The sequence below is a fragment of the Paenibacillus sinensis genome (assembly GCF_019904155.1).
Taxonomy (GTDB): Bacteria; Bacillota; Bacilli; order Paenibacillales; family Paenibacillaceae; genus Paenibacillus_AQ; species Paenibacillus_AQ sinensis.
Map to the genome: position 1 here is coordinate 80,954 of NZ_JAHCMB010000037.1, position 21,186 is coordinate 102,139.

Genomic DNA, 21,186 nt, shown 5'->3' on the forward strand with positions numbered 1-21,186 from the left:
AAAGGAGGGACAGAACGTGGCAGGCGGAGTCATTGGGTCTTTGATGTATGCGGTTGGGTTTAAATTTAAGCCCAAGGGACTGAATGAAGGCGATAAGAAGATTAAAGGTTTGACGGCAACCGTGACCAAATTCGGAATCGCTGCTGGCGCTGCTGTTGGAGCTGCGGCAATCGGGATCGGGGCAGCTGCACTTAATGCAGCAGGAAAATTCGAAACGGCCATGACGTCGATGCAGAAAGCAACCGGCATGACGTCAGACCAACTTGAAGCCACGAAAGGTATAGCCAAGAATTTGTATGCTGGCGGGTTTGGCGAGTCGTGGGATGATCTAGGCCAGTCCATCGCAAGCGTGAAGCAAATCACTGGAATGACTGGAACGGCACTCCAAGGTGCGACCAAAAACGCAATCGGCCTCCGAAACGAGTTTGGATTTGAAGTTTCGGAAAGCATCCGGACCGTGGACACCATGATGAAGAACTTTGGTGTAACATCCGATCAGGCGTTTAACCTCATTGCCCAAGGCAAACAAAAAGGTCTGGACTTCAGCGGTGAAATGCTGGATTCCATAAACGAATATTCGAATCAGTTTGTCAGCCTCGGATTTAACGCTAATCAAATGTTTGATACACTCGCAGCCGGCGCGGCATCGGGAGCCTTTAACTTGGACAAGGTTGGAGACGCCGTCAAAGAGTTCAATATCCGTGCGGTGGATGGCAGCAAGACATCAATCGAAGGATTTAAGGCGCTAGGACTCGACGCAAACAAGATGATGCAGACATTTGGGCGTGGAGGACCAGCGGCACAAAAGGCATTTACACAGGTGGTACAGTCAATCGCCAAGGTGAAGGACCCCGTTAAGCAAAACACCATTGCGATCAATCTGTTTGGGACGCAGTTTGAAGACCTCCAATCCGGCGTCATCACGGCTATGGGTAATGTACAGAGTCAATTTGACATGACCAAGGACAGTATGGCCGAAATCAATAAGATTAAATTTACGTCGGTCGGACAAGTGTTCGGGTTCGTTGGCAGGCAGATCGAAACCTACGTATTAATCCCGATTGGTCAAAAACTATTGCCTTACCTGAATCAGTTCGGTCAGTGGATTACGAGCCATCAAGGCGAAATCAGCGCGTTTGGCGGCCTGATTGCGGATAAGATAGGGAGCGGCATCGGAACGTTGGTTCGATGGATACAGTCAGCTATTCCGTACCTCCAGCAATTTGGCGCCTCGGCCGGACAATCCTTCGGGCAACTGATAAACAAGGGTCGCGAGTTATGGACAGAGATACAACCGGTGGCGGTTTTGATCGGCGAAACGCTGGTTCAAGCAGCCGAAAGTCTCTGGCCCAAAATTCAGGAAATCGGCAACAAAATTAAGGATGTTGCCACCTCGTTTTCTCAATGGGAGGGCTTCCTGCCGACAATTGCCGGAATCGCTAGTGCAGTTGCAGGATTTAAACTAACCGTCGGAGCTATCACCTTGGCGATGAAGGCATGGACGCTTGTGACCAAAATTCAAGAACTATGGACCAAACGAGCGACAATAGCGCAGAAACTGTTCAATCTCGCGACAAAGGCAAATGTCATTGGCCTGATTGTAGCTGCGCTCGTTGGTTTGGGCGTGGCGCTAATGGTGGCTTATAAACGATCAGACAAGTTCAGGGCGTTCGTAGATGGTATGTGGGCCGGAATCAAATCCGCGACCATGGCAGTACTCAACTTTTTCAAAGTCACCATCCCCAAGTATTTCATGATCGCTTTCAACGCGGTGACGGGCTTTTTAAAGAGCTGGGGTCTTGTTATTTTGGGGGTGATCGGCGGTCCTATCTTTCTGATCGCAGCGCTCGTCTATAAGTACTGGGACCAAATCAGAGCGGTAACGATTAGTGTCTTTACGGCTGTTGGCTCATGGCTTAGTTCTAAATGGAACAGCATTAGAACAACGATATCCAATACAGCAATCGCTATTTGGAACAAGGTCAAAACTACTTGGAATAACTTGAAGACGTCGATTTCATCCGCGATGGAAGGTATAAAAAGTACGATGTCGTCAGCATGGGATTCCATAGTTTCTGCGGTATCTGGAGTTGGTGAAGGGATAAAATCCAAGATGTCGGGGGCTTGGGAGTCTGTAAAATCAACATTCCTAAGCGGTATAAATTGGATCATCGGAAAATTCAACGGGATGATCTCGAATTTGAATTCTGTGTCAATTAAAAATCCATTCAACGGATCGGAAATTGCAGGAATTAACATCCCCTTAATCCCGACGATTGATGGTAGCCATAAGAACGGTCTGTCCTACGTCCCTTGGGATGGGTATATTGCGAAGCTGCATGAAGGGGAACGTGTGCTTACGGCTAACGAGAATAAAGCGTACACTCCGGAATCTTCGCCAGCTCGTCCTGCCTCTGGCGGAACCGGTCCAGTTACGGTGAGCCCGGTCATCAATATAACCGTTGAAGGGAATGCCGATGACAGCACGACATCTAACCTCAAGACCGCAATGCATGATGTGGTGCTGGAAATCATTATGTCTGCCCTACGCAGCGCGGGATTGGATGGTGCCTAATGGCTAAACTCGACGGCAAGTACATTATGGTTGAGACGGAGGCGCCGGATTATCCGGTAACCGTCACAGAACAACCGGTCGAAAAAGGGGTCAACCTCGTAGATCATGTCCAAGCCGGAGCCTGGACCATGTCTCTCTCCGGTTTGATTGTAGGTCCTGATGCAGATAAGATTCGGGCACACATCATAGCGGTCAAAGATAAAGCCAAGGTCGTCAAGTACATTGGGCGCAATAGATTTACCGGGGTAATTACGGCATTTAGCACCAGCCATGATTACACGGTTGCCAACGGCATGACCTTTTCGATGGACTTGCGCGAGGTCCGCGTCGCGACATCCTCTTATGTTGCGACGTTGCCAGCTCCGGTTAAGGCACAGGCCGCTGTCGTCGCCAATAAAGGGACACAGCAGCCGAAAAATAAGTCGAAGGGTAAGGGCAAAGGGAAAAGCGGCAAGAAGACATCCAGCACAAGCACCAAGGACAAGAAAGCGACCAGCGCCAGTAGCGTCATAAACAAGCCTACCCGCGCGCCGATCAAGCCCGGCAACAAGTGGGGCACCGGGAACCTGATGTGAGGTGAGCTATGGATTATATCGAGATCGACAAGGACAGCCTGCCGTATCGGTTTGATATTTCGATTGCGGACGAGCCGTTTACGATGGAGGTCCATTACAACGCTGAATATGATTTTTTCGCCGTTGACCTGGAGGATTCCGACGGCAATGTGCTGGTGAGCGGCGAAAAGCTGGTCTATGGGCAATCTCTATTCGTGGACGTTTGGGATTCACGTTTTCCGAAGTTGCCCCTGGTTCCTTGGGATGAGTCGGAACAAAGCGCAGAAGTAACCTGGAACACGCTGGGCACCAGCGTGTTTTTATATATCGTGGACGCGGAGGACGAAGACGATGGTTCTTAAGAATTTCGGTCGCATTGTCGAAGTCATGACGGCCAATATGTCCTTTGGCCTCGATAAATACACGATGGAGGGAACTGTACCGTTCGACAGCGACGCCTTGCCAAACGAGTCCGAAATACGGCTCTGGAATCTATCCCAGACGACCATTAACCGGGTCGTTAAAAACGCCGTGCTTATGGTTAATGCGGGATATGCCGGAGACGTCGGGACCATCCTCCACGGCCGGATATCGGCGGTCCGCACCAAGTGGGAAGGCGTGGACAAGATCACGACAATTAACGTCCTGGACAGCGAGGACCTGTCAGCCAGGGAGATCAAAAAGGAGATCGCCTTTGCCAAGGGATCACTCGCCAGCGCCGTCATTAAGCAACTGGCTGGACTGATCGGGCTGCCCGTTGCGCAGATGCAGCTCGCCAAGGATTACCGATACAAGAGCGGATTTAGCGCAAAGGGCAAGGTCACGGACATTATTAGCGACGTCGCTAAGGATTGCGGAACCTCGGTTTATATCAATCAAGGCAAATTGTACGTCCGGCCGCTCCGGATCGGTGCCGACTCCGTATTCGAGCTTAACCCGGATACCGGGCTGATCGGTTCCCCGGAATATTTTGAGGAGGACGGCCACAAAGGATATAACTGCTCCGTGCAGCTGCAACGCCGGATCACGACGGCATCCGTCCTTAAACTAAGCTGCCGGGAGTGGTCCGGCCAACTGCATGTGCGGAGCGGGACCCATAAATTTAGCAATACGGGCGATTTTCAAACGGAAGTGGAGGCGATTATGTGAGTAAATCAAGCGCAGCCGCGGCGCTCGCCAAACTCTTAGATATGCATGGTGGGCAGCAGGCGGATAACCTTGATGTCGCCATGACCTGCAAGGTACTGACATTTGATCCGGTGGCGCTGGTAGCCGATGTGCAGCCGCTTGTCCAAACGGGCGACGAGGCTCCGGCGCCGCTGCTCGAAGTCCCGGTAACTGGCCTGCGGGTGCTGTTCGGCGGCGCGGAGACAGTCCTGCGACCGGCCCTGCATGTGGGGGATACCGTCCTAGTTGTCTGCTGTGACGCAGAGATACAAAACACCCTATCCGGTCAGGTGGCTGCCCCGGACACCGCCCGGCGTCACTCCAGAAATGATGCCGTTGTAATTGGGGTGATGCCATGCTGTCTTTAAAGGTAGATGATACCGGCGATCTGGTATTTTCAGGCGGCGAGTTGCAGATGGTCTCCGGGCCGGAAGAGATTGCGCAGTGCTGCCGGATGGCCATCGGCACCAACAAAGGCGAGTGGTTCCTGGACTTGGATTTCGGCATCGACTTTTCTCGGATCACCGGTAAAGGCGTGGCCGAGGAAGACGTCCGGGACGAGCTGACCGAAGGGATATTCCAGGAGCCAAGGGTGCAGACGGTAGACAGCGTGGATGTTGTCTTTGACCGAACTGCCCGTAAATTCACTGCCGACATTCAGGCGACCGGCGTCAACGGAGATATCATAACCGTGGAGGGGGTGGATCAAATTGTTGGATAGAACAGGTTTTAAAAGGCCGCGATTTGACAACCTGTTGGCCGCCATGGAGGACAAGGCGAAGGAGTCATTTGGAGACACGGTTAATACGTCAGTGCGCTCTCCGCTCGGTATCCTTCTCCGGATATTCGCGTGGTTTTTGTCGCTCGTCTGGAGCAACGCGGAGGACGTGTATAACAGTGGCTATATTGGCACGGCCACAGGTAACAATCTGGATCGGCTCGGACCACAGGTCGGCATTAGCCGGGCACTGGCACAATGGGCTACTGGAAACGTCACGCTGACCGGCACGGCGGGATATACCGTCCCAGTGGGCTTCCGGGTGGCAACCGAATCCGGCCTTACCTATCAGACGATGGTGGATGTCGTCCTGACCGGAGGTTCCGGGTCGGTTGCCATTGAGGCGCTGGAATCTGGAGCCGGTAGCAATGTTGCAGCCGGGACTATAACAGTCATTGTTAACCCTAACCCGGACGTTACAGCCGTAACCAACGCCTCGCCAGTCACAGGTGGCAGGGAAAAGGAGACGGATGCCGAGTTTCGCAGCCGGTTCGAGCTATCTACTGCCGGCGGCGGGGCGGCGTCGGTGGATGCTCTCCGTAGTGCGCTGCTGCGGCTGTCCGGCGTCCGGGCTGCGACGGTGATCGAAAACACAAGCCTGACTACGGACAGCACAGGACGGCCGGGAAAGTCGTTTGAGGCTTATGTCTTGGGCGGGGATGACCAGACCATTGCTGACACTATATTTGCGACCAAATCGGCCGGCGTTGAGGCTCATGGCGACATTGCGGTAATGGTCGATGACCTGGCGGGCGAACCTCATACCGTCAAGTTCTCTCGGGCAGCAGAAGTAGGCATTCGCATCGTCGTAGACGTAGCCAAGGGTGATGAGTACCCGGCAGACGGCGACGCATTAGTACAATCGGCGCTGATCCGGTATGTTGGCGGGTCAGACGCAGCTGGAGCCTATTACAACGGCCTAAACATGGGGGCGGACGTGGTCTATACCAAGCTGATTAGCGCTGTGTACAGCGTCTCCGGCGTAGAGGATATCACGCTGACGGTCGGCAAGGTCACGGGCGGCCTTGGGTCGGCAAATGTCGATATTGAGCCTTACGAGGTGGCACAAGCCGTCGCGGCCAACGTCGGGGTGACAAGCCATGTTTAGTGTTAAAGACATGCTCCGGCGCTTCGCTGATACGTACAATAAAGACCCCAACAGTAATCTGGGCAAGTTGATTGCCATCCTGCACGAGCAGTTGGCTGCGGTCGGTGACACTTTGGAGACGGTGCGGGATTGGCGCAGCATTGACGCCGCCAAGGGCACGACCTTGGACCGGATCGGGACCAACATCGTGCAGCCGCGCGGTGCGGCGACGGACGAGGTATACCGAGTGCTGTTAAAAAGCAAGATCGCCCGGAACCTGTCCAAAACGGATGTCAACACAATCATACAGGTTCTCGCCCTGGCCTTGGACTGCGCCTATTCCGATATCCGGATACAGGAAAAATATGACGATCCAGAGGACCCGGAGCCGGCGGCAATCAATCTTATCCGAGTTCCGACTAAACGGCTGAATGAGGTCGGCATGTCGCCGTTTCAATTCGCCCGCATCGTGCAGAAGACGGTTGCTGCCGGCGTCCGAGTGGCACTTATCGAGTTGGCCGGAACATTTACCCTGTCCTCTCAGTACAACGTGCTCGAGACAAGTCCGTTCGGTCTGGCGGATGTTGACATGACGACAGGCGGCACGCTCGGGGAGGTATATATCCCGGGCGATGATTACCCATTGCCCATCTAAGGAGTGATAATATTGCCTGATTTTAGCGAAGAATTGCCAGAATGGACAGCCGAAGGAATTGAACCCCCTGAAAGCAAAAAGTCAACCGGCTGGCAGGTCGATGACCATCCTCCGGCCGGGTGGTTCAATTGGTTATTCAGCCGGGCGTACGCGGCGCTCTTAGAGGTCCGCAGCGTGTTTTCTGCCCATAAAGCGGACGCTACCGCTCATATCACCGAAGCCGAGCGCACGTCCTGGAATGCTGGGGCTACAGCTGCATCAATTGCAATCCCAAGCTCTCAAAAAGGCGCAGCTTCCGGCGTAGCGACACTAGATGCAACCATTAAGATTCCGGCCGGACAACTCCCGGTCAGCGCCGTACAAGCCACAACAGCGGATGTAACCTACTACGTCCGGACAGATGGGAACGATAATAACAACGGTCTCGCCAATACGTCGGCGGGGGCGTTTAAGACGATCACAAAGGCACTCAGCATGATTCCGCCCGTAATCAATCACACCGTCGTCGTCAATGTAGCAGCAGGCACATACGCCGAAGACGTTGAAATTAAAGGATTTTCGGGCAGTGGAGTGCTACAAGTTAATCCGGGTGTTGTTACGGTATCTAATACCTACAATGTTAGCTCGGTAACAGTATCTAACTGCCTAATACCTGTTGGTGTCAACGGACTCAATGCGACAACGGTCACAGCAAGAGCATTTACTGCGCTTAACGCGCTGGATGCTGAGTTTAAATATTGCTCGACTACGTTGGGCATGGTCAACCAACACGGTTTTTATGCAAATAGTGCAAAAATGTACTTATTCCATTGCACAGCAACCAATAAATACGTGGGTATATCTGCGGGGCAAAACTCCGAAGTATTTGTTTGGGATTGCTCCGGTACGGGAAATGCCATTGCTCTTTACGCAGGAGAGGGAGGCCGAATATCAACAACGGGCACAGTTCCGGCTGGAACAACGGCATCCGCAACGGGTAATAGCGGATCGATAGATAGAATAGGCGTCCTCAATCCGTGGGGAGATAATACGTACAGTACCAGACCTATATTATGGGCTTTTCGTAGCGTCGATATAAATATGCCGGATGGGGGATGGTCAAACTTTATTTTTGATGGCGCATCGACCGTACAAGGCCTTAACTACAGCACGTCAACCGGCGTTGCTACTATTTCGCAGACGGGATGGTATCAGATTAAGGCATCGCTGATCATTGTTGGCATGTCAGACTCACAGCAGGGGCAAATCCGTGTTCTCCACAATTCTGTAAGCCCGCGCTTGCTAGATTTTAGGCGTAATCCGGTAACAGGGTCTAACCTATTAATATCTGGACAAGTCATACTGGGTGTAGCAGCTGGAGATACCCTGCAAATTCAGACGTATATGGATGGCGCACATACTGTCGGGGGTGGGTCTGATGTAACGCGGTTTGAAATAATCAGACTCGCCTAAAGGAGGAACTACGCATGAATATGGAAAAAGCTGTGCAGCATCTCATTCCGGCGGCCATCCCAAACGTTGATTATGAGATTTGGATCGGCGGACCCACGCCCGTCCTGCGCAAAGGAGCCGAGGAAAAAGGCCGTGTACGCTACGAAATCAAGCCTCCCGAGGCGGAAGAAGCTCCCGTCGAAGGCGTTCATTTTCGGTACGGCATCGATTTTAACCTGCTCGTAGAGGGCGAGGATTACGACCTGGTAGACAAAGGGCCGTACATCGCCGTCTGGAACATTGATGCTCCGCAGCCGACCGATGCGGAGCTGCAAGCAGCCTGGGAAGCGTACCAGGAGTCCGAAGCCAGCAAGCCGCCGGACCCACCGAGCGAGATTGAGCAATTACGAATGGACAACGCGGGCCTGCTGTTGGAGCTGGCGCAGGTGCAGGCCCGGCAGGATCAGGCAGACGCGGGCAATGCAGCGCTGCTGTTGATGCTTGCGGAAGGAGGTGTGGTCTGATGGATTGGTACGCGACCGTCAAGCGATATTATGACGCTGGGTATTATTCGCCGGCACAAGTGCAAGTCTTTGTCACCGCCAAGAAAATAACGGCTGAACAAGCTTCAGAAATTACAGGCGCCGCATAGGCGTATTTTTTATGCCCTCGGATCCCCGGGGGCTATTTATTTGAGGGAGGGTACTAAGTGGAAAGTGTAGCCAAATATATAATTCCGGTGGCCAGTGTCGCTGCCTCATTTTTTTTCGGGGGCTGGAGCGCTTTGCTAACTATCTTGTTGGCGTTTGTGATACTGGACTATGTAACCGGCGTTGCTGCGGCAGCTAAAGAGGGGAAGTTGAAAAGCAACGTTGGGTTATGGGGCATTGCCCGTAAAATCCTTATCTTCGCTATCGTGGCAACGGCGCACCTAGTTGACCAAGCGCTGGGCGGCAATCATTTATTCCGAGATGCGGCAATTTTCTTTTACCTGTCAAATGAACTGCTATCATTGATCGAGAATGCCGGACGTCTCGATGCTCCAATCCCGCCGGGATTACGCCAGGCTGTCGAAGTGCTGCGGGGGAAATCGGGAGACAGGGGGACGGAAAAGTAATGGATTTGACACTGGTGCAAGTAAAGGCCAAGTCTGCAGCTCGTTTGTCCGGGTTGCAGCCGGTTATTAAAGACGCGGCCACGGCGCTAATTGAATTTGCCTATGCCCACGGCGTGCCGATCGTAATTACGCAGGGACTCCGGACCATCGCGGAGCAAGACGGACTGTATGCGCAGGGCCGGACAAAGCCCGGGCAGATCGTGACCAACGCTAAAGGTGGATACAGCTATCATAATTTCGGTGTGGCCATCGATTTCGCGCTGCTGTTGCCGGACGGCGGCGTTAGCTGGGATACCAAACGTGACGGAGACGGTGACGGCGTAGCAGACTGGTCGGAGGTTGTAGCGGATGCCAAGCGGCTCGGCTGGGAATGGGGCGGGGATTGGACGAGCTTCAAGGACCTGCCCCATTTTCAGATGGACTTTGGCCTTTCTACCGCAGACTATCGCTCCGGTAAGCATCCGACGCAGGCGCAGCTCAGTACGGTGGTCGCTCAGATCGCAAAATTACAGGGAGAGGAAGATGAAGCTATGACGGCAGAAGAGAAGAAAGAGTTCGAGGAACTGAAGGCAGCCGTGAAAGAGCGTGACGGCCGTATTGCGGCCTTGGAGGTCCGTCTGAACATCGACGGAAAGCAGACCTATGCCAGTAATTATGCGGAGGCGGTTGCGGCGGCCAAAACTGCCGGAGCGATCAAGACAAGCGCTGACAAGTCCAAGCTGGAGCTGAATATGATTCAGATGCTCTATAATATGGGACTGTTCAATACGACTTCGAAGTAAATTCCCAAACGCTTGGGAATATCTACAACAATGCAGACAATCGGTAAATACCCCACCAGGCATCACGCCCGGTGGGGTATTTTTTTTGCTTTATTTTGATATTTCAGATACTGCATTAGAAAAAGCCGTCAAATACTGATTAAATTTACCAGAATCCGGAGCGCCACCTGCGTTTGCCTTCGGCGGCGTCGCCTGAAGTTGCTTGTACATCTGATCGGCTTCTGCGGATAACTTCGTCCAAACGGATTTCACGTTGTCATATTCCGTCGGCAGGCTGTTGATGTATTGGTCATATTCAACCTTTTTGGTTATGGCCTTGCCAAGTTGGTCCATGGTCAGATCAATGTCCAAGCTTTGACCAATGCTGCTAGTTCCAGTATTGATGTAGGAAATGGCATCTACAAATCCGGTGTTCCAGAGATCGCCAACTACATAATTTTGAACCTCAATCAGCTTGATCTTGGGATCGACCGTAGTCGGCGCCTGAGTCTGCGCCGCTACCGGTTTTTCCGAGGTTGGCTGTGCGGAGTTGTCGGAGCTGCACCCCGAAATGATAGCAAGTGATAAGGTGAGTCCGTAAAAAAAATACTTTTTCAAAAACTTGTCCCCCTTGTTATGTACTGGAAATTCCTACGTAATAACATTATCGGGGTTTCATTTGAAAGTGTGAAGATTAATTTTATATAAAGGTCAGCCCGGCCGGGCCAACTCGTAGCGGGTTCCCGCGACTCAGCCCCCAAAATAGGGGAGTGAGTTTCGGCCGTTTCCCATCCGGCCATCTTCAGGCGGGTTAATCATCCAATCTTATCAATTTACCTTGATCTGCAAGTCCCTTTAATTCCCCGAGAGCGTGGCTGCTTCGGTCAGCTAAGTGCTTCATAATCTGGAAGTGGTTAAACAATACCCTGAATTCATTAAGCGGTATTTCAATCGCATCCGCCTTGCTCTCATTGGCGGCGTCAATATAACTTTGGAACAATTTAATACTTTCGTCTGGGTCAAATGCCATGAAAAAACCTCCTCAATTTCTGGATATCTATCCGTCGCAAAACGTTGAATTCATTTAACTTTTGACACGTTGATCGTCAATTCCGAGGTTACGCTTCAATCCCTCTTGGAGGACCTGACTGAAATTGAGGTGCTGGCGTTCTGCTTCGTCATTGAGCCATTTCGGCACCGTCAGCGTCTTCTTCACGGCTTTGGACTCCATGGCGTCACGAACGGTAGGCATATACACCCGGACTTCAAAAGCAGCTTCTCCGGCGTCTGCTTGTTTCAGGACAATGTCCAGCGGCGACGGATCGGGAATCGCGTCCCCGTCTTGCTCCATGACGTACAGAAAGCCCTCCAATGCTTCACGTGCGGCAGCGTGCGCCTCCTCGGCTGTATCAGCAGCCGTCAGGCAGCCGGGCAGATCCGGAAAGCGCACAGAGATTCCTTCCTCTGCTGTATCAAGCAGTGCCCAAAACCGATATACGTCTTTTTTACTCATCTATGGTTTAACCTCCTTGAGGGGAGGGGCCTCTGGCCCCTACAACCCTGCAGATTTAAGGATACTAGCTTGTGTCTTGGGAGGAAAGCTACTTCTAGGATGCGGCACCGTGACTTTCCCGGGCTTTTTCAGATGTTTGAAGTAATGGTGACTGCCATGTACTCCGATTAAGAACCATCCGTCCTCTTCAAGAAGTTTTATGATTTCTCTTGAACTGTAAGCCTTCATCTCAACCCTCCTTATACTTCTATTATACACGTATTATATGTACGTGTCAACGTATAAATAATACGTATTACACATGTGTATCCGGTTGCCTGATTTCTAGTATTTTCCTTCATCGGTTATATGTTTCTATACATTTTCCTTTATGGTAATATGCAGTCAAAAGCAGCTTAAGGGTGTGACTCGGCATGACAGAGATATCTGTTACCAAAACAGTGAACGGAGACGGCGGACTTTATAATGTAGACGTTGATGAAATCCTATTTTTAAAATTTGAGAAGAGTATAACAATGATCCTCTTCCATACTCGGGATGCCATTTACTACACAATGGGGTCCGTTAAACACTGGACAGTAGTGCTTAATGCAAGTGGCTACAATTTTATGTCAGTCGATCGCGGAACAGCTCTGAATTTGGACAAGATAGTATGCTTAGACCGTTCTATTCGAGCTGCTTGCTTTGAGGTTGATTCCAATGCAGACGCGCCAAAGTGTTTGCTGGCTATGCATGCTTTTAGGAAACTGTGCAAAACACTCTCGGTCCCTGTGATTGGGGAAGAGATGAGTTTACCATGGTAGGGAATAGAGCCGCTAAGCGACGGCTCTATGGCATGTTAAGGAAACTTTTCCTTACGAGTACCCAACACCTCTCCGACATTCCTTTTTCATTTCAATCAATAAGACCGGGCGTTCATATGGTTCTTCAAACCGGTCCCATTCTTTGATGTCTGCTTGGCGGTATATGGCGATGGCATAGGGAATCTTGATTGGATACCATCCTGCTACCTCTTTGGCTTTACGCGTTGTGAGGATCTGACGGTCATAACAACGCCAGCGGTAGGGATGTTCTGGATTAAAGAATTGATCAATGAATCGCTGAAGAGTCATAGGCTCGATGTTCATAATAACCTTCTTTCGTGACCATATTTTGACCATATTTGCACCTGAAACAATCGGAATTAATCGTATGCTGAAACGTTAAACTTCCTATTATAATGCGGAAACCGGAACTTATCGGAACGCGATATTTAAGAACGTAAGAAATACGGCCTCAAAGCCGCTCGTCGCGCTCCTCAGTTCTCGAAACGTTAATTCACACTTTATATGCACCAGACATCCAAGCCTTCGGCCATTTGGCCGAAGGCTTTTATTTTCCCTTGCCGCCTCATTCCGGCGATTATCCTTGATTTTACCGATGTTTTAATGCTGAAATATCATTGACATCCCATGGGAAAGTTATATACTTATTTCATATTAAAATAGTTGGAATTTAATCGGGTTATTGATTTTTAGGATGGAGGAATAAGAGAATGAACTTGCTGGAAAAAGAAAATCTGATCAAGACAAAAGCAGAGGAATTGGAGACGGCTACCCCCGAGGAAATCATCCGCTTTGCGGTTGAGACTTTTCCGAATATTACGTTCGCCTGCAGCTTCGGAGCTGAAGATGTAGTGCTTGTCGATATGCTTCAGAAGGTTAGCCCGAAGACGGATGTCTTCTACCTCGACACGGATTTCCACTTCCAAGAAACGTACGAAACACGTGATCGTATGGTTGATAAATATGGCATGGAATTTGTACGGGTATCGCCGAAGCTCACACCTGAAGAACAGGCTGCAGAGCATGGCGAAGCACTTTGGACTGTAGATCCCAATGCTTGTTGTAATATCCGCAAGGTAGAGCCGCTGACCCGTATTCTGTCCCAGTACGAGGCTTGGATTACCGGTATCCGCCGTGATCAGGCGCCGACTCGCGCCAATGCGAAGAAGATTGAATATGATAACAAATTCGGCCTTGTGAAGTTCAACCCGATTGCCGGATGGACAAGCGAAGATGTGTGGAACTATATCCACGCGAACGATATCATCTACAACCCGCTCCATGACCAGAACTTCCCGAGCATCGGCTGCGTGCACTGCACTCGTGCCGTTATGCCGGGTGAAGATCCGCGTGCCGGACGCTGGTCCGGGTCCGAGAAGACGGAATGCGGACTGCATAAGTAATCACCCGAATCGATCATCCACGAATTGCAACAATATATGAAGGGAAGATAAAGAGATGACTTCAATCCTTCCGCATGGCGGAACGCTGGTTAACCGGATAGCCGAGGGCCAGGAGAGAGAACAACTGCTTAAGGATGCTGCAGGGCTTAAGAGTATTGCTATCAACACTTGGACGATTTCCGATTTGGATTTGATCGGGGTCGGCGCATTTTCGCCGCTCACCGGTTTTTTGAACGAAGAAGATTATCATTCCGTCGTTAAAAATATGCGTCTGGCCAACGGAACGGTCTGGAGTATTCCGATTACTCTGTCCTTGGGCGAAGAAGAAGCCGCTGCCCTTCAGATTGGCGAGAAAGTAGCGCTGGTTGGTGAAGAAGATGGTGTCGTGTACGGCCTTCTTGACGTCGAGAGTATTTATAAGGTGGATCAGCAGGTTGAAGCGCAGAACGTCTTCAAGACGACCGATCCCGAGCATCCCGGCGTTGCCAAGCTGCTTGCGCGCAGCACTACCTATGTGGGCGGATCCATTACGGTTCTGAACCGTCCTGTGCCTGAGAAATTCGGCGAATTCTATTTCGATCCGGTCAAGACCCGCGAAATCTTCGCGGAGAAAGGCTGGAACACGGTTGTCGGCTTCCAGACGCGTAACCCGGTACACCGCGCTCATGAATACATCCAGAAGTCTGCAATGGAAATTGTCGACGGCCTGTTCCTGAACCCGCTTGTCGGAGAGACGAAGTCGGATGATGTGCCGGCGAATGTCCGGATGAAGAGCTATCTGGCGCTGCTGAAGAATTACTATCCGGAGAACCGCACCTTCCTGGGCGTATTCCCGGCCGCTATGCGTTATGCGGGTCCGCGTGAAGCGATCTTCCACGCCATGGTCCGCAAAAACTACGGCTGCACCCATTTTATCGTCGGACGCGACCATGCGGGCGTAGGCGATTACTACGGAACTTACGAAGCGCAGGAAATCTTCTCGAACTTTACAGCCGAAGAGCTGGATATTACGCCATTGTTCTTCGAACACAGCTTCTTCTGCAAAAAATGCGGAAACATGGCTTCCAACAAAACCTGTCCGCACGGCAAGGATGATCATGTCGCTCTGTCGGGCACGAAGGTCCGCGCCATGCTGCGCGACGGCATCTGTCCGCCGCCGGAGTTCTCCCGGCCTGAAGTCGCCCAAATTCTGATTGAAGGCATGAAGGAAGTTTCCCCTTCCTAAGCCTTCCGAAACGGAATATTAGACCCTCTTGTCCCATATAGATGGAGTTAGAATCTATGTGGGATAAGGGGGTCTTTTTATATGTCCGGCCGCAAGCAGCCTAAGATCTCGGTCTGGATCTCTTGGAGCAGCATCAAAAAAGGGGTGTGGAGCGCCGCGCTTCTGGCACTGCTGCTGGGCGTGATTTCCTACGATATGCCTACCGCCAAACCGTCTGATTACTGGAGTCTTCCGCTTGCCGGCAAGGTGATCGCCATTGATGCGGGCCACGGAGGACCGGATGGAGGGGCCGTCAGCCGGGGTGGGCTGATTGAGAAAGACATTAATCTGGCTGTGTCGCTGTATCTCCGCGATTACCTGCAGCAATCGGGCGCTGTGGTCGTGTTGACCAGGGAGGGCGACTACGATCTGGCGAACGAGAGTACGAAGGGATATTCCAAGCGGAAGACCGAGGATTTGAAGACACGTGTGCGAAAAATTGAAGACAGCAAGGCCGACCTGCTCATCAGCATCCATATGAACAGCATGCCGTCGAGCCGATGGAGCGGAGCGCAGGTCTTCTACTACAAGAAGAATGGGAAAAATGAAAAACTGGCCGGTTTCGTGCAGGACGAGATCCGCACAGTTCTCTCCAATACGGACCGGGTTCCCAAGACGGTAGGCACCGTCTATCTGCTGCAGGCGCTTCGTATCCCGTCCATTCTGGTCGAGGTGGGTTTCTTGTCCAATCCGAAGGAATCGGCACTGCTGGGAGACGATCTCTATCAGCGCAAGGTGGCGACCAGCATTTATCGGGGCATTCTGCGTTACGAATCGGGTGAACAGGCAGACTACTCATCCCCTAAAGGGTAATGATATAATGGACACGACTATCCGGTTATGAGTTGTTGCCGGTAACAGAACAGGGGTGTTTTCCATGCTGACCAGGGAACAAGTACAAGAACTGCTGCTGCCGGTCATAGAACCGGAGACTGGAAAAAGCCTGATTGAACTGCAGTTAATCCGCGATATTATGGTAAAAGGCGATCATATCTCCCTCTCCGTGGTTTGTCTGGAGACGGATGAAGCAGCCCGTATGGGGCTTGAGCAGGAGGTAAGAGACCGCCTGCGTGAAGCGGGAGCCGAGAACGTGCACATTCGGCTCAGAGATGCCTCCGAGCACGAGCGCTCTTTGGTGAACGAGCCCGCTGTTCCGGAAGAGAAGATGAAGGGACATGCTGCCGGACTGGAGGGCAATGATCTGCTGAGCGGACAAGCCGGCGTACATTTTATCGCCATCGCCAGCGGTAAGGGCGGTGTCGGCAAATCGACCGTGACGGTCAATCTGGCAGCCGCGCTCGCCCGTAAAGGGAAGAGAGTGGGCCTCATCGATGCCGACATCTACGGCTTCAGCGTACCGGATATGATGGGCATCGAGGAAGGGCCTGTTGTAGAGGAAGGAACCATTATTCCGGTGGAGCGGTTCGGCGTCAAGGTGATGTCGATGGGCTTCTTTATCCGGGAGAACAATCCCGTTATCTGGCGGGGACCGATGCTCGGGAAGATGCTGCGCCAATTCTTCAACGATGTCGGCTGGGGAGAACTGGATTATATGCTTCTCGATCTGCCCCCTGGGACAGGCGATGTGGCCCTTGATGTCCACCAGATGCTTCCGCAGAGCAAGGAGGTTATCGTGACCACTCCACACGCTACAGCGGCCTTTGTGGCGGCGAGAGCGGGCTCTATGGCGCTGCAGACGGATCACGAAATACTGGGAGTCGTTGAGAACATGGCCTATTATCAATGCTCGAAATGCGGCCAGAAGGACTATATCTTCGGACGGGGGGGCGGAGCGCGGCTGGCGGAGACACTGCATACCGATCTGCTGGGCCAAATTCCGCTCGGCGCGCCGGACAACCATGTCTCCGAGCCGGATTTCTCGCCTTCTGTCTATAAAGCAGGTACTGACACTGCGCAGCTATTCGACGATATTGCCGAACGCTTGATGATACGGTGCGAATAATTGAGGCAATAACAATTTCAGCCGGGCTCTTTTCCAGAGCCCGGCTGTTTTGATGGGAATAAAAAGAAAGTTAAGATCAGCTTTCCTTGCCGCTCTCACCGCTGCCGCTTTCTCCGCCTCCACTGCCGCCTCCGCTTTCTCCGCTTTGACCGCCCTGCTTGGAGGTTTTAGGCTGGAGTTCTTCCTGAACCACAGTCTTCAGCAGCGAGAGTACCTCCATCCGGAACAGCGGATTTTGCATGGTCTCCTGCATAACGGTCGCTGTCTGCTTCCGGTAATCCGATGTTTTGGTAAGATCAAGGAACATTTTCATCATCTCGGGGGACTTCATGATTTCCGATACCGACTTTTGGTAAGTCGGATCTTTGATCAGCTGAAGATGCAGCTGCTTGCTCTGCGAGCTGATCGCTTTGGCGAAATCACCCGCGAACTTGGGATCGGTCATTACATCTTCGATTTCTTTTTTGTACTCCGGTGCGGTGATCGTATCCTTCACGGCCATCCGGATCTGTTCATTGGCCTGGGGCATCATTTTCATGCTGATAACACCGGTCCCGCTAGTTCCCGAACTGCCTGAGCCTGAAGAGGAAAGGGCCTCTTCGACTGCTTTTTTTCCTTCTTCGCTTTTTAATATATCGACAACCATCGATTTCATTTCCTTATAACTGAACTGCTGGGATGATCCGCTTTGCTCGCTTCCGCAGGCCGTGAGAACCAGGATCAAGCTCAGCGCGAGTCCGCAATGTTGAATGGCCGCCCGTTTCATTGGCGCTGTCCTCCTTTTCGTGGGGATACTGCTAGTAGTATGCGGAGCCTCAGTCACATTTATGATGCGGCGGCATGGTTTTTTGGCGGCAGCCTTGGTAAAATAAATCTGTATTCAACGTGCAGCATCGGTTTACTGTTCCAGTAGAGGTATGAATAAGCAGCGGTTCAATCCCGATCAGGGGTTATCCGCTGCTGTTTTTCTTCATACGATTAACTTTATAACTGTAAGGTTAAACAATTAAGAAAACCTGATTCGATAAGGCGGGAGGGAATCCTATTGAAGATCGATCGATATCTGATTCAAGGCACAAACGGAACAATTTTATCCAAACTGGATCCTGATGAAACCGGCGCATTCAAGAGCAAGGATGAGGCCGAAGCCAAAATGAATAAGCTCAAGTCACGCTTGGCCGAGCTCCAGGATATTTTTTTCGCCCAGAAAGGGCATGCTCTTCTCATTGTGCTCCAGGGAATGGATTCAAGCGGTAAGGACGGGACGGTGAAGCATGTCTTCTCGGGCATAAACCCCCAAGGCTTTACCGTTACAAGCTTCAAAAAGCCGACTCTAGACGAATCGGCCCATGACTTCCTCTGGAGAGTCCATAAGCAGACTCCTGCCAAAGGCTATATTTCGGCGTTTAACCGTTCCCATTATGAGGATGTTCTGGTTCCCCGCGTACATGGCACTCAAGAGAAGGAAGAAACCAGACGCCGTTATAAGCAGATTCGCCATTTTGAGGAGATGCTGACGGAGGAGAATACGCTGATCATCAAACTGTTCCTTCATATCTCCAAAAAGAAGCAGCTGGAAAAAATTCAGGAGCGGCTTCAGGACCCGACTAAGCACTGGAAGTTTGATGTCAGCGATCTGGAGGAACGGAAGTTCTGGAATGATTACCAGGAAGCATACGAGGACATCTTTAGAGAGACGTCGACAGACAATGCCCCCTGGTACTGGATTCCCGCCAACCACCGCTGGTACCGAAATTACCTGGCGTTGGAGATCGTGGTCAAAACTTTGGAGAAGCTCAATCTCTCCTACCCGAAGCTGAATTCGCCGACACCGGATATTTCGGAGCTGATTTCTCCACGGCACTGATTCTGCGGTTTACGTTTAAAAATCAAAGACCTGCGGCGTCTTCAAGCCGGTCGTCAAGCCATGCGGAATCCCGCACTTCCTTGCCATCAGCGCTGCCCTGGCTAATCAGCTCCGATACAGTCACAAATTCATAACCTTGTCTGCGGAGCTCATCGATGATCTGGGGCAGAGCCTCGTGGGTCTGCTTGCAGGAGTCGCTCGCATGAAGCAGTACGATATCGCCGGGATGGGCTTTGGTGGTGACGCGCTTGACAATATTCTCGACCCCAATGTTCTTCCAATCGAGAGAGTCCGTATCCCACTGAATGACTTTGTAGCCGAGGTCGGTCGCGACTTGAAGGACTCTTTTGTCAAAATCGCCGTTAGGCATACGGATGAGCTTGGGCTGCTGGCCTGTAAGATCCGACAGGATGGAGCCCGCAGTTGTTATCTGGTTGCGGATCTCTTCGTTGCTCAGCGTGCTGTAATTTACATGCTTGTGACCATGGCTTCCGATCTCGTAGCCGGCAGTCTTGATTTGGGTGACAATATCCTGATGTGTCTTGCTCCAGGGGGAAGACAGGAAGAAGGTTGCTTTGGTTACCTTTTTGTCTTCAAGCACCTTCAAGATTGGCCCGGGCCGCTTCTCTCCCCAGCTGATGTCAAAGGTTAAGGCAATCAGTTTCTTTTCGGTCGGCACGCTGTAAATTGCGGAAGGGGACGATTCCGAAAAGACCGTAATATTCCCCCGTTCCACATACACGATACCCGCAGTCAGCAGCGCGGCGGCGAAGAGGTAGAAGAAGCGTTTGATCTTCCTGCCGCTGAATACATAAAAGGAATTCATAAATCCCAAGACTCCTCTCCCATACGATAGCTTGTTTGTTCTTAAATGTATGCTCGTACATGGAGGTTATGACTTGATTACAGGAGGCGGCAAGATGTTCTCGATCTACTCATTTGGAAGGTCTCTGGCAGGAATACGCCGGGCGCTTCTTATTTCCGTAGTTTTATTTATTCTGGGCATTGTAGCTGGATGGATCGGCACTGGGAGCTTGGAGAAGCTGCTCATGCAGCAGATCGAAGGGCTTGGCGGCATCAGCAGAGAGCTTCGGAATTCCTCGAACCCGCAGCTGAACTTTTTTATTTTTATTTTTCTGAACAACAGCATCAAGGGAGTGCTCATCATGTTTCTGGGGGCGCTGTTTGGCATACTGCCCGCACTGTTCCTGCTCATTAACGGGGCAGTGATCGGCTACTTGATCCATGCTTCTCTGCTTCAGGGCGTGGATATCATTAGTCTCATTGTAAAAGGGCTTCTTCCGCATGGAATTATTGAAATTCCCGCTATTATCATCGCTTGCGCCTTCGGACTTCACTTTGGCGCCAGAGTCGCGAGAAGTCTGTTTGGCAGAAAGAATCGTCGTGATGACGAGTGGGCCGACTTTTTGCGCCAGACGCTGACGGTATCGGTGTGGATCGTACTGCTGCTGCTTGCAGCCGCCGTGATCGAGAGTACGATTACATTTAATCTGATGTCTTAAAAAGGTAACAACGGAGGAAAATTCATGTCATTACGGTTATAAACTTAAAGGTTCGGTTAATCTAAAGTAAGCAGTGCCGCAATAACTCTGGAGATGTTTGCAACCTAATTGATGAAGGAGGCCAAGCATATGTTGGGTATGTTGTTCAACGAAAAAGAGTGCAAGGAACTGGACTATGTGCTGCGCAAGGAACTGGACGAAATGTTGCTCGACCTCAGCGATCAGCGCTTGGATCAAAATATCAGACATGCGATCGCTAATCGATATAAGACCGTATTCCGCATGTATGCCCGGTTCGCCCCGCAGAAGGAGCTTTCCAAGTATGCTTGGGGCAATTATTCTTCTCAACTCAAGCACTGACTTTGAAAGGATTCGTTATTTATAAAAAGGGTTGACTTCATAAGGAGCGCTGTGATACATTATATCTCGCGCTCCTTTTGGTTGTATGGGGATGGCGCTAAGGCAAGCATTCATCACGAAAAACAATTTCAAAAAAAAGGCTTGCCAAACAGCTAATCAGTATGATATATTATAAAGGTCGCTGCAAGACATGAGGCGATGAAGTGAATGAGACTTTGATCTTTGAAAACTGAACAACGAGTGAGTATTTAAAGAGAAGAAATTCTCGTCAGATTCAAAATGAGCAATCAGCTTTTCTTTAATGGAGAGTTTGATCCTGGCTCAGGACGAACGCTGGCGGCGTG

27 protein-coding genes and 1 pseudogene are annotated in these 21,186 nt (G+C 51.2%); 21 read left to right on the plus strand and 7 right to left on the minus strand.

The window, feature by feature from the left end; all coding sequences use genetic code 11:
- Positions 1-16: 16 nt before the first annotated feature.
- The 13 genes from KIH86_RS03690 (at position 17) to KIH86_RS03750 (ending at position 10,146) form a co-directional block, all read left to right on the plus strand.
- Positions 17-2,575 carry a phage tail tape measure protein gene (locus tag KIH86_RS03690; RefSeq protein ID WP_223080913.1) on the plus strand — a complete coding sequence of 853 codons (2,559 nt, stop codon included), beginning with the start codon at positions 17-19 and terminating at the stop codon, positions 2,573-2,575.
- Positions 2,575-3,150, plus strand: coding sequence for a phage baseplate protein (locus tag KIH86_RS03695; protein ID WP_223080914.1), 576 nt, complete (start codon positions 2,575-2,577; stop codon positions 3,148-3,150). The genes KIH86_RS03690 and KIH86_RS03695 overlap by 1 nt, the downstream gene beginning before the upstream one ends.
- An 8-nt stretch (positions 3,151-3,158) precedes the next feature.
- On the plus strand, positions 3,159-3,491 hold the full coding sequence (locus KIH86_RS03700; RefSeq protein WP_223080915.1) for a phage baseplate plug family protein: 333 nt from the start codon (positions 3,159-3,161) through the stop codon (positions 3,489-3,491).
- On the plus strand, positions 3,481-4,278 hold the full coding sequence (locus KIH86_RS03705) for a phage protein (RefSeq protein ID WP_223080916.1): 798 nt from the start codon (positions 3,481-3,483) through the stop codon (positions 4,276-4,278). Before KIH86_RS03700 ends, KIH86_RS03705 begins: the two co-directional genes overlap by 11 nt.
- Positions 4,279-4,358: 80 nt before the next feature.
- The gene (locus tag KIH86_RS03710) at positions 4,359-4,664 is read left to right on the plus strand and encodes a Gp138 family membrane-puncturing spike protein (RefSeq protein ID WP_223110301.1); all 306 of its coding nucleotides are present in this window, start codon (positions 4,359-4,361) and stop codon (positions 4,662-4,664) included.
- Entirely contained in the window at positions 4,652-5,017 is a 366-nt protein-coding gene (locus KIH86_RS03715; protein WP_223080918.1) for a DUF2634 domain-containing protein, read from the plus strand. Before KIH86_RS03710 ends, KIH86_RS03715 begins: the two co-directional genes overlap by 13 nt.
- Positions 5,007-6,182: a baseplate J/gp47 family protein gene (locus tag KIH86_RS03720; protein ID WP_223080919.1), complete on the plus strand. Its 1,176-nt coding sequence runs from the start codon at positions 5,007-5,009 to the stop codon at positions 6,180-6,182. The genes KIH86_RS03715 and KIH86_RS03720 overlap by 11 nt, the downstream gene beginning before the upstream one ends.
- A complete protein-coding gene (locus tag KIH86_RS03725) occupies positions 6,175-6,816 on the plus strand; it encodes a hypothetical protein (protein ID WP_223080920.1) in 642 nt (213 codons plus the stop codon). The genes KIH86_RS03720 and KIH86_RS03725 overlap by 8 nt, the downstream gene beginning before the upstream one ends.
- A 12-nt stretch (positions 6,817-6,828) precedes the next feature.
- On the plus strand, positions 6,829-8,268 hold the full coding sequence (locus tag KIH86_RS03730; RefSeq protein WP_223080921.1) for a hypothetical protein: 1,440 nt from the start codon (positions 6,829-6,831) through the stop codon (positions 8,266-8,268).
- 14 nt (positions 8,269-8,282) lie between these two features.
- Positions 8,283-8,771 carry an XkdW family protein gene (locus tag KIH86_RS03735; RefSeq protein ID WP_223080922.1) on the plus strand — a complete coding sequence of 163 codons (489 nt, stop codon included), beginning with the start codon at positions 8,283-8,285 and terminating at the stop codon, positions 8,769-8,771.
- Positions 8,771-8,899, plus strand: coding sequence for an XkdX family protein (locus tag KIH86_RS03740; protein WP_223080923.1), 129 nt, complete (start codon positions 8,771-8,773; stop codon positions 8,897-8,899). The genes KIH86_RS03735 and KIH86_RS03740 overlap by 1 nt, the downstream gene beginning before the upstream one ends.
- Positions 8,900-8,956: 57 nt before the next feature.
- Positions 8,957-9,364: a phage holin family protein gene (locus KIH86_RS03745; RefSeq protein ID WP_223080924.1), complete on the plus strand. Its 408-nt coding sequence runs from the start codon at positions 8,957-8,959 to the stop codon at positions 9,362-9,364.
- Positions 9,364-10,146, plus strand: coding sequence for a M15 family metallopeptidase (locus KIH86_RS03750; protein WP_223080925.1), 783 nt, complete (start codon positions 9,364-9,366; stop codon positions 10,144-10,146). The genes KIH86_RS03745 and KIH86_RS03750 overlap by 1 nt, the downstream gene beginning before the upstream one ends.
- A 90-nt stretch (positions 10,147-10,236) precedes the next feature.
- Here the strand turns inward: KIH86_RS03750 and KIH86_RS03755 are convergent, their stop codons facing one another.
- The 5 genes from KIH86_RS03755 to KIH86_RS03775 form a co-directional block, all read right to left on the minus strand.
- A complete protein-coding gene (locus KIH86_RS03755; RefSeq protein ID WP_223080926.1) occupies positions 10,237-10,743 on the minus strand; it encodes a hypothetical protein in 507 nt (168 codons plus the stop codon).
- Between the two features lie 193 nt (positions 10,744-10,936).
- On the minus strand, positions 10,937-11,155 hold the full coding sequence (locus KIH86_RS03760; RefSeq protein WP_223080927.1) for a hypothetical protein: 219 nt from the start codon (positions 11,153-11,155) through the stop codon (positions 10,937-10,939).
- 54 nt (positions 11,156-11,209) lie between these two features.
- On the minus strand, positions 11,210-11,638 hold the full coding sequence (locus KIH86_RS03765) for a type II toxin-antitoxin system HicB family antitoxin (RefSeq protein WP_223080928.1): 429 nt from the start codon (positions 11,636-11,638) through the stop codon (positions 11,210-11,212).
- Between the two features lie 39 nt (positions 11,639-11,677).
- Complete coding sequence (locus tag KIH86_RS03770) at positions 11,678-11,866, minus strand: type II toxin-antitoxin system HicA family toxin (protein WP_223080929.1); 189 nt, start codon at positions 11,864-11,866, stop codon at positions 11,678-11,680.
- 626 nt (positions 11,867-12,492) lie between these two features.
- On the minus strand, positions 12,493-12,765 hold the full coding sequence (locus tag KIH86_RS03775) for a hypothetical protein (RefSeq protein WP_223080930.1): 273 nt from the start codon (positions 12,763-12,765) through the stop codon (positions 12,493-12,495).
- 129 nt (positions 12,766-12,894) lie between these two features.
- On the opposite strand from KIH86_RS03775, the pseudogene rpsI reads away from it, so the two are divergent.
- The 5 genes and pseudogenes from rpsI to KIH86_RS03795 form a co-directional block, all read left to right on the plus strand.
- Positions 12,895-12,954: pseudogene (rpsI, locus tag KIH86_RS30055) on the plus strand (30S ribosomal protein S9); the annotation flags it as partial.
- Between the two features lie 218 nt (positions 12,955-13,172).
- Entirely contained in the window at positions 13,173-13,865 is a 693-nt protein-coding gene (locus KIH86_RS03780) for a phosphoadenylyl-sulfate reductase (RefSeq protein ID WP_223080931.1), read from the plus strand.
- 55 nt (positions 13,866-13,920) lie between these two features.
- Positions 13,921-15,090, plus strand: a complete 1,170-nt coding sequence (sat, locus tag KIH86_RS03785; RefSeq protein ID WP_223080932.1) for a sulfate adenylyltransferase — start codon at positions 13,921-13,923, stop codon at positions 15,088-15,090.
- Positions 15,091-15,171: 81 nt separating this feature from the next.
- Entirely contained in the window at positions 15,172-15,942 is a 771-nt protein-coding gene (gene cwlD / locus KIH86_RS03790; RefSeq protein WP_223080933.1) for an N-acetylmuramoyl-L-alanine amidase CwlD, read from the plus strand.
- A 64-nt stretch (positions 15,943-16,006) separates the two neighbouring features.
- Positions 16,007-17,092, plus strand: a complete 1,086-nt coding sequence (locus tag KIH86_RS03795) for an Mrp/NBP35 family ATP-binding protein (RefSeq protein ID WP_223080934.1) — start codon at positions 16,007-16,009, stop codon at positions 17,090-17,092.
- Positions 17,093-17,168: 76 nt separating this feature from the next.
- On the opposite strand, the gene gerD is transcribed toward KIH86_RS03795, so the two are convergent.
- Positions 17,169-17,858 carry a spore germination lipoprotein GerD gene (gene gerD, locus KIH86_RS03800; RefSeq protein ID WP_223080935.1) on the minus strand — a complete coding sequence of 230 codons (690 nt, stop codon included), beginning with the start codon at positions 17,856-17,858 and terminating at the stop codon, positions 17,169-17,171.
- A gap of 279 nt (positions 17,859-18,137) precedes the next feature.
- Here gerD and KIH86_RS03805 point away from each other — a divergent pair, with 279 nt between their 5' ends.
- Positions 18,138-18,959, plus strand: a complete 822-nt coding sequence (locus KIH86_RS03805; RefSeq protein WP_223080936.1) for a PPK2 family polyphosphate kinase — start codon at positions 18,138-18,140, stop codon at positions 18,957-18,959.
- A gap of 22 nt (positions 18,960-18,981) precedes the next feature.
- Here KIH86_RS03805 and pdaB read toward each other — a convergent pair whose 3' ends face one another.
- Positions 18,982-19,785: a polysaccharide deacetylase family sporulation protein PdaB gene (gene pdaB / locus KIH86_RS03810; RefSeq protein ID WP_223080937.1), complete on the minus strand. Its 804-nt coding sequence runs from the start codon at positions 19,783-19,785 to the stop codon at positions 18,982-18,984.
- A gap of 73 nt (positions 19,786-19,858) precedes the next feature.
- On the opposite strand from pdaB, the gene KIH86_RS03815 reads away from it, so the two are divergent.
- Positions 19,859-20,482 (plus strand): stage II sporulation protein M, encoded by a 624-nt coding sequence (locus tag KIH86_RS03815; RefSeq protein WP_407672238.1) that lies wholly within the window; start codon positions 19,859-19,861, stop codon positions 20,480-20,482.
- Between the two features lie 129 nt (positions 20,483-20,611).
- A complete protein-coding gene (locus KIH86_RS03820; RefSeq protein WP_223080938.1) occupies positions 20,612-20,842 on the plus strand; it encodes a hypothetical protein in 231 nt (76 codons plus the stop codon).
- Positions 20,843-21,186: the final 344 nt, after the last annotated feature.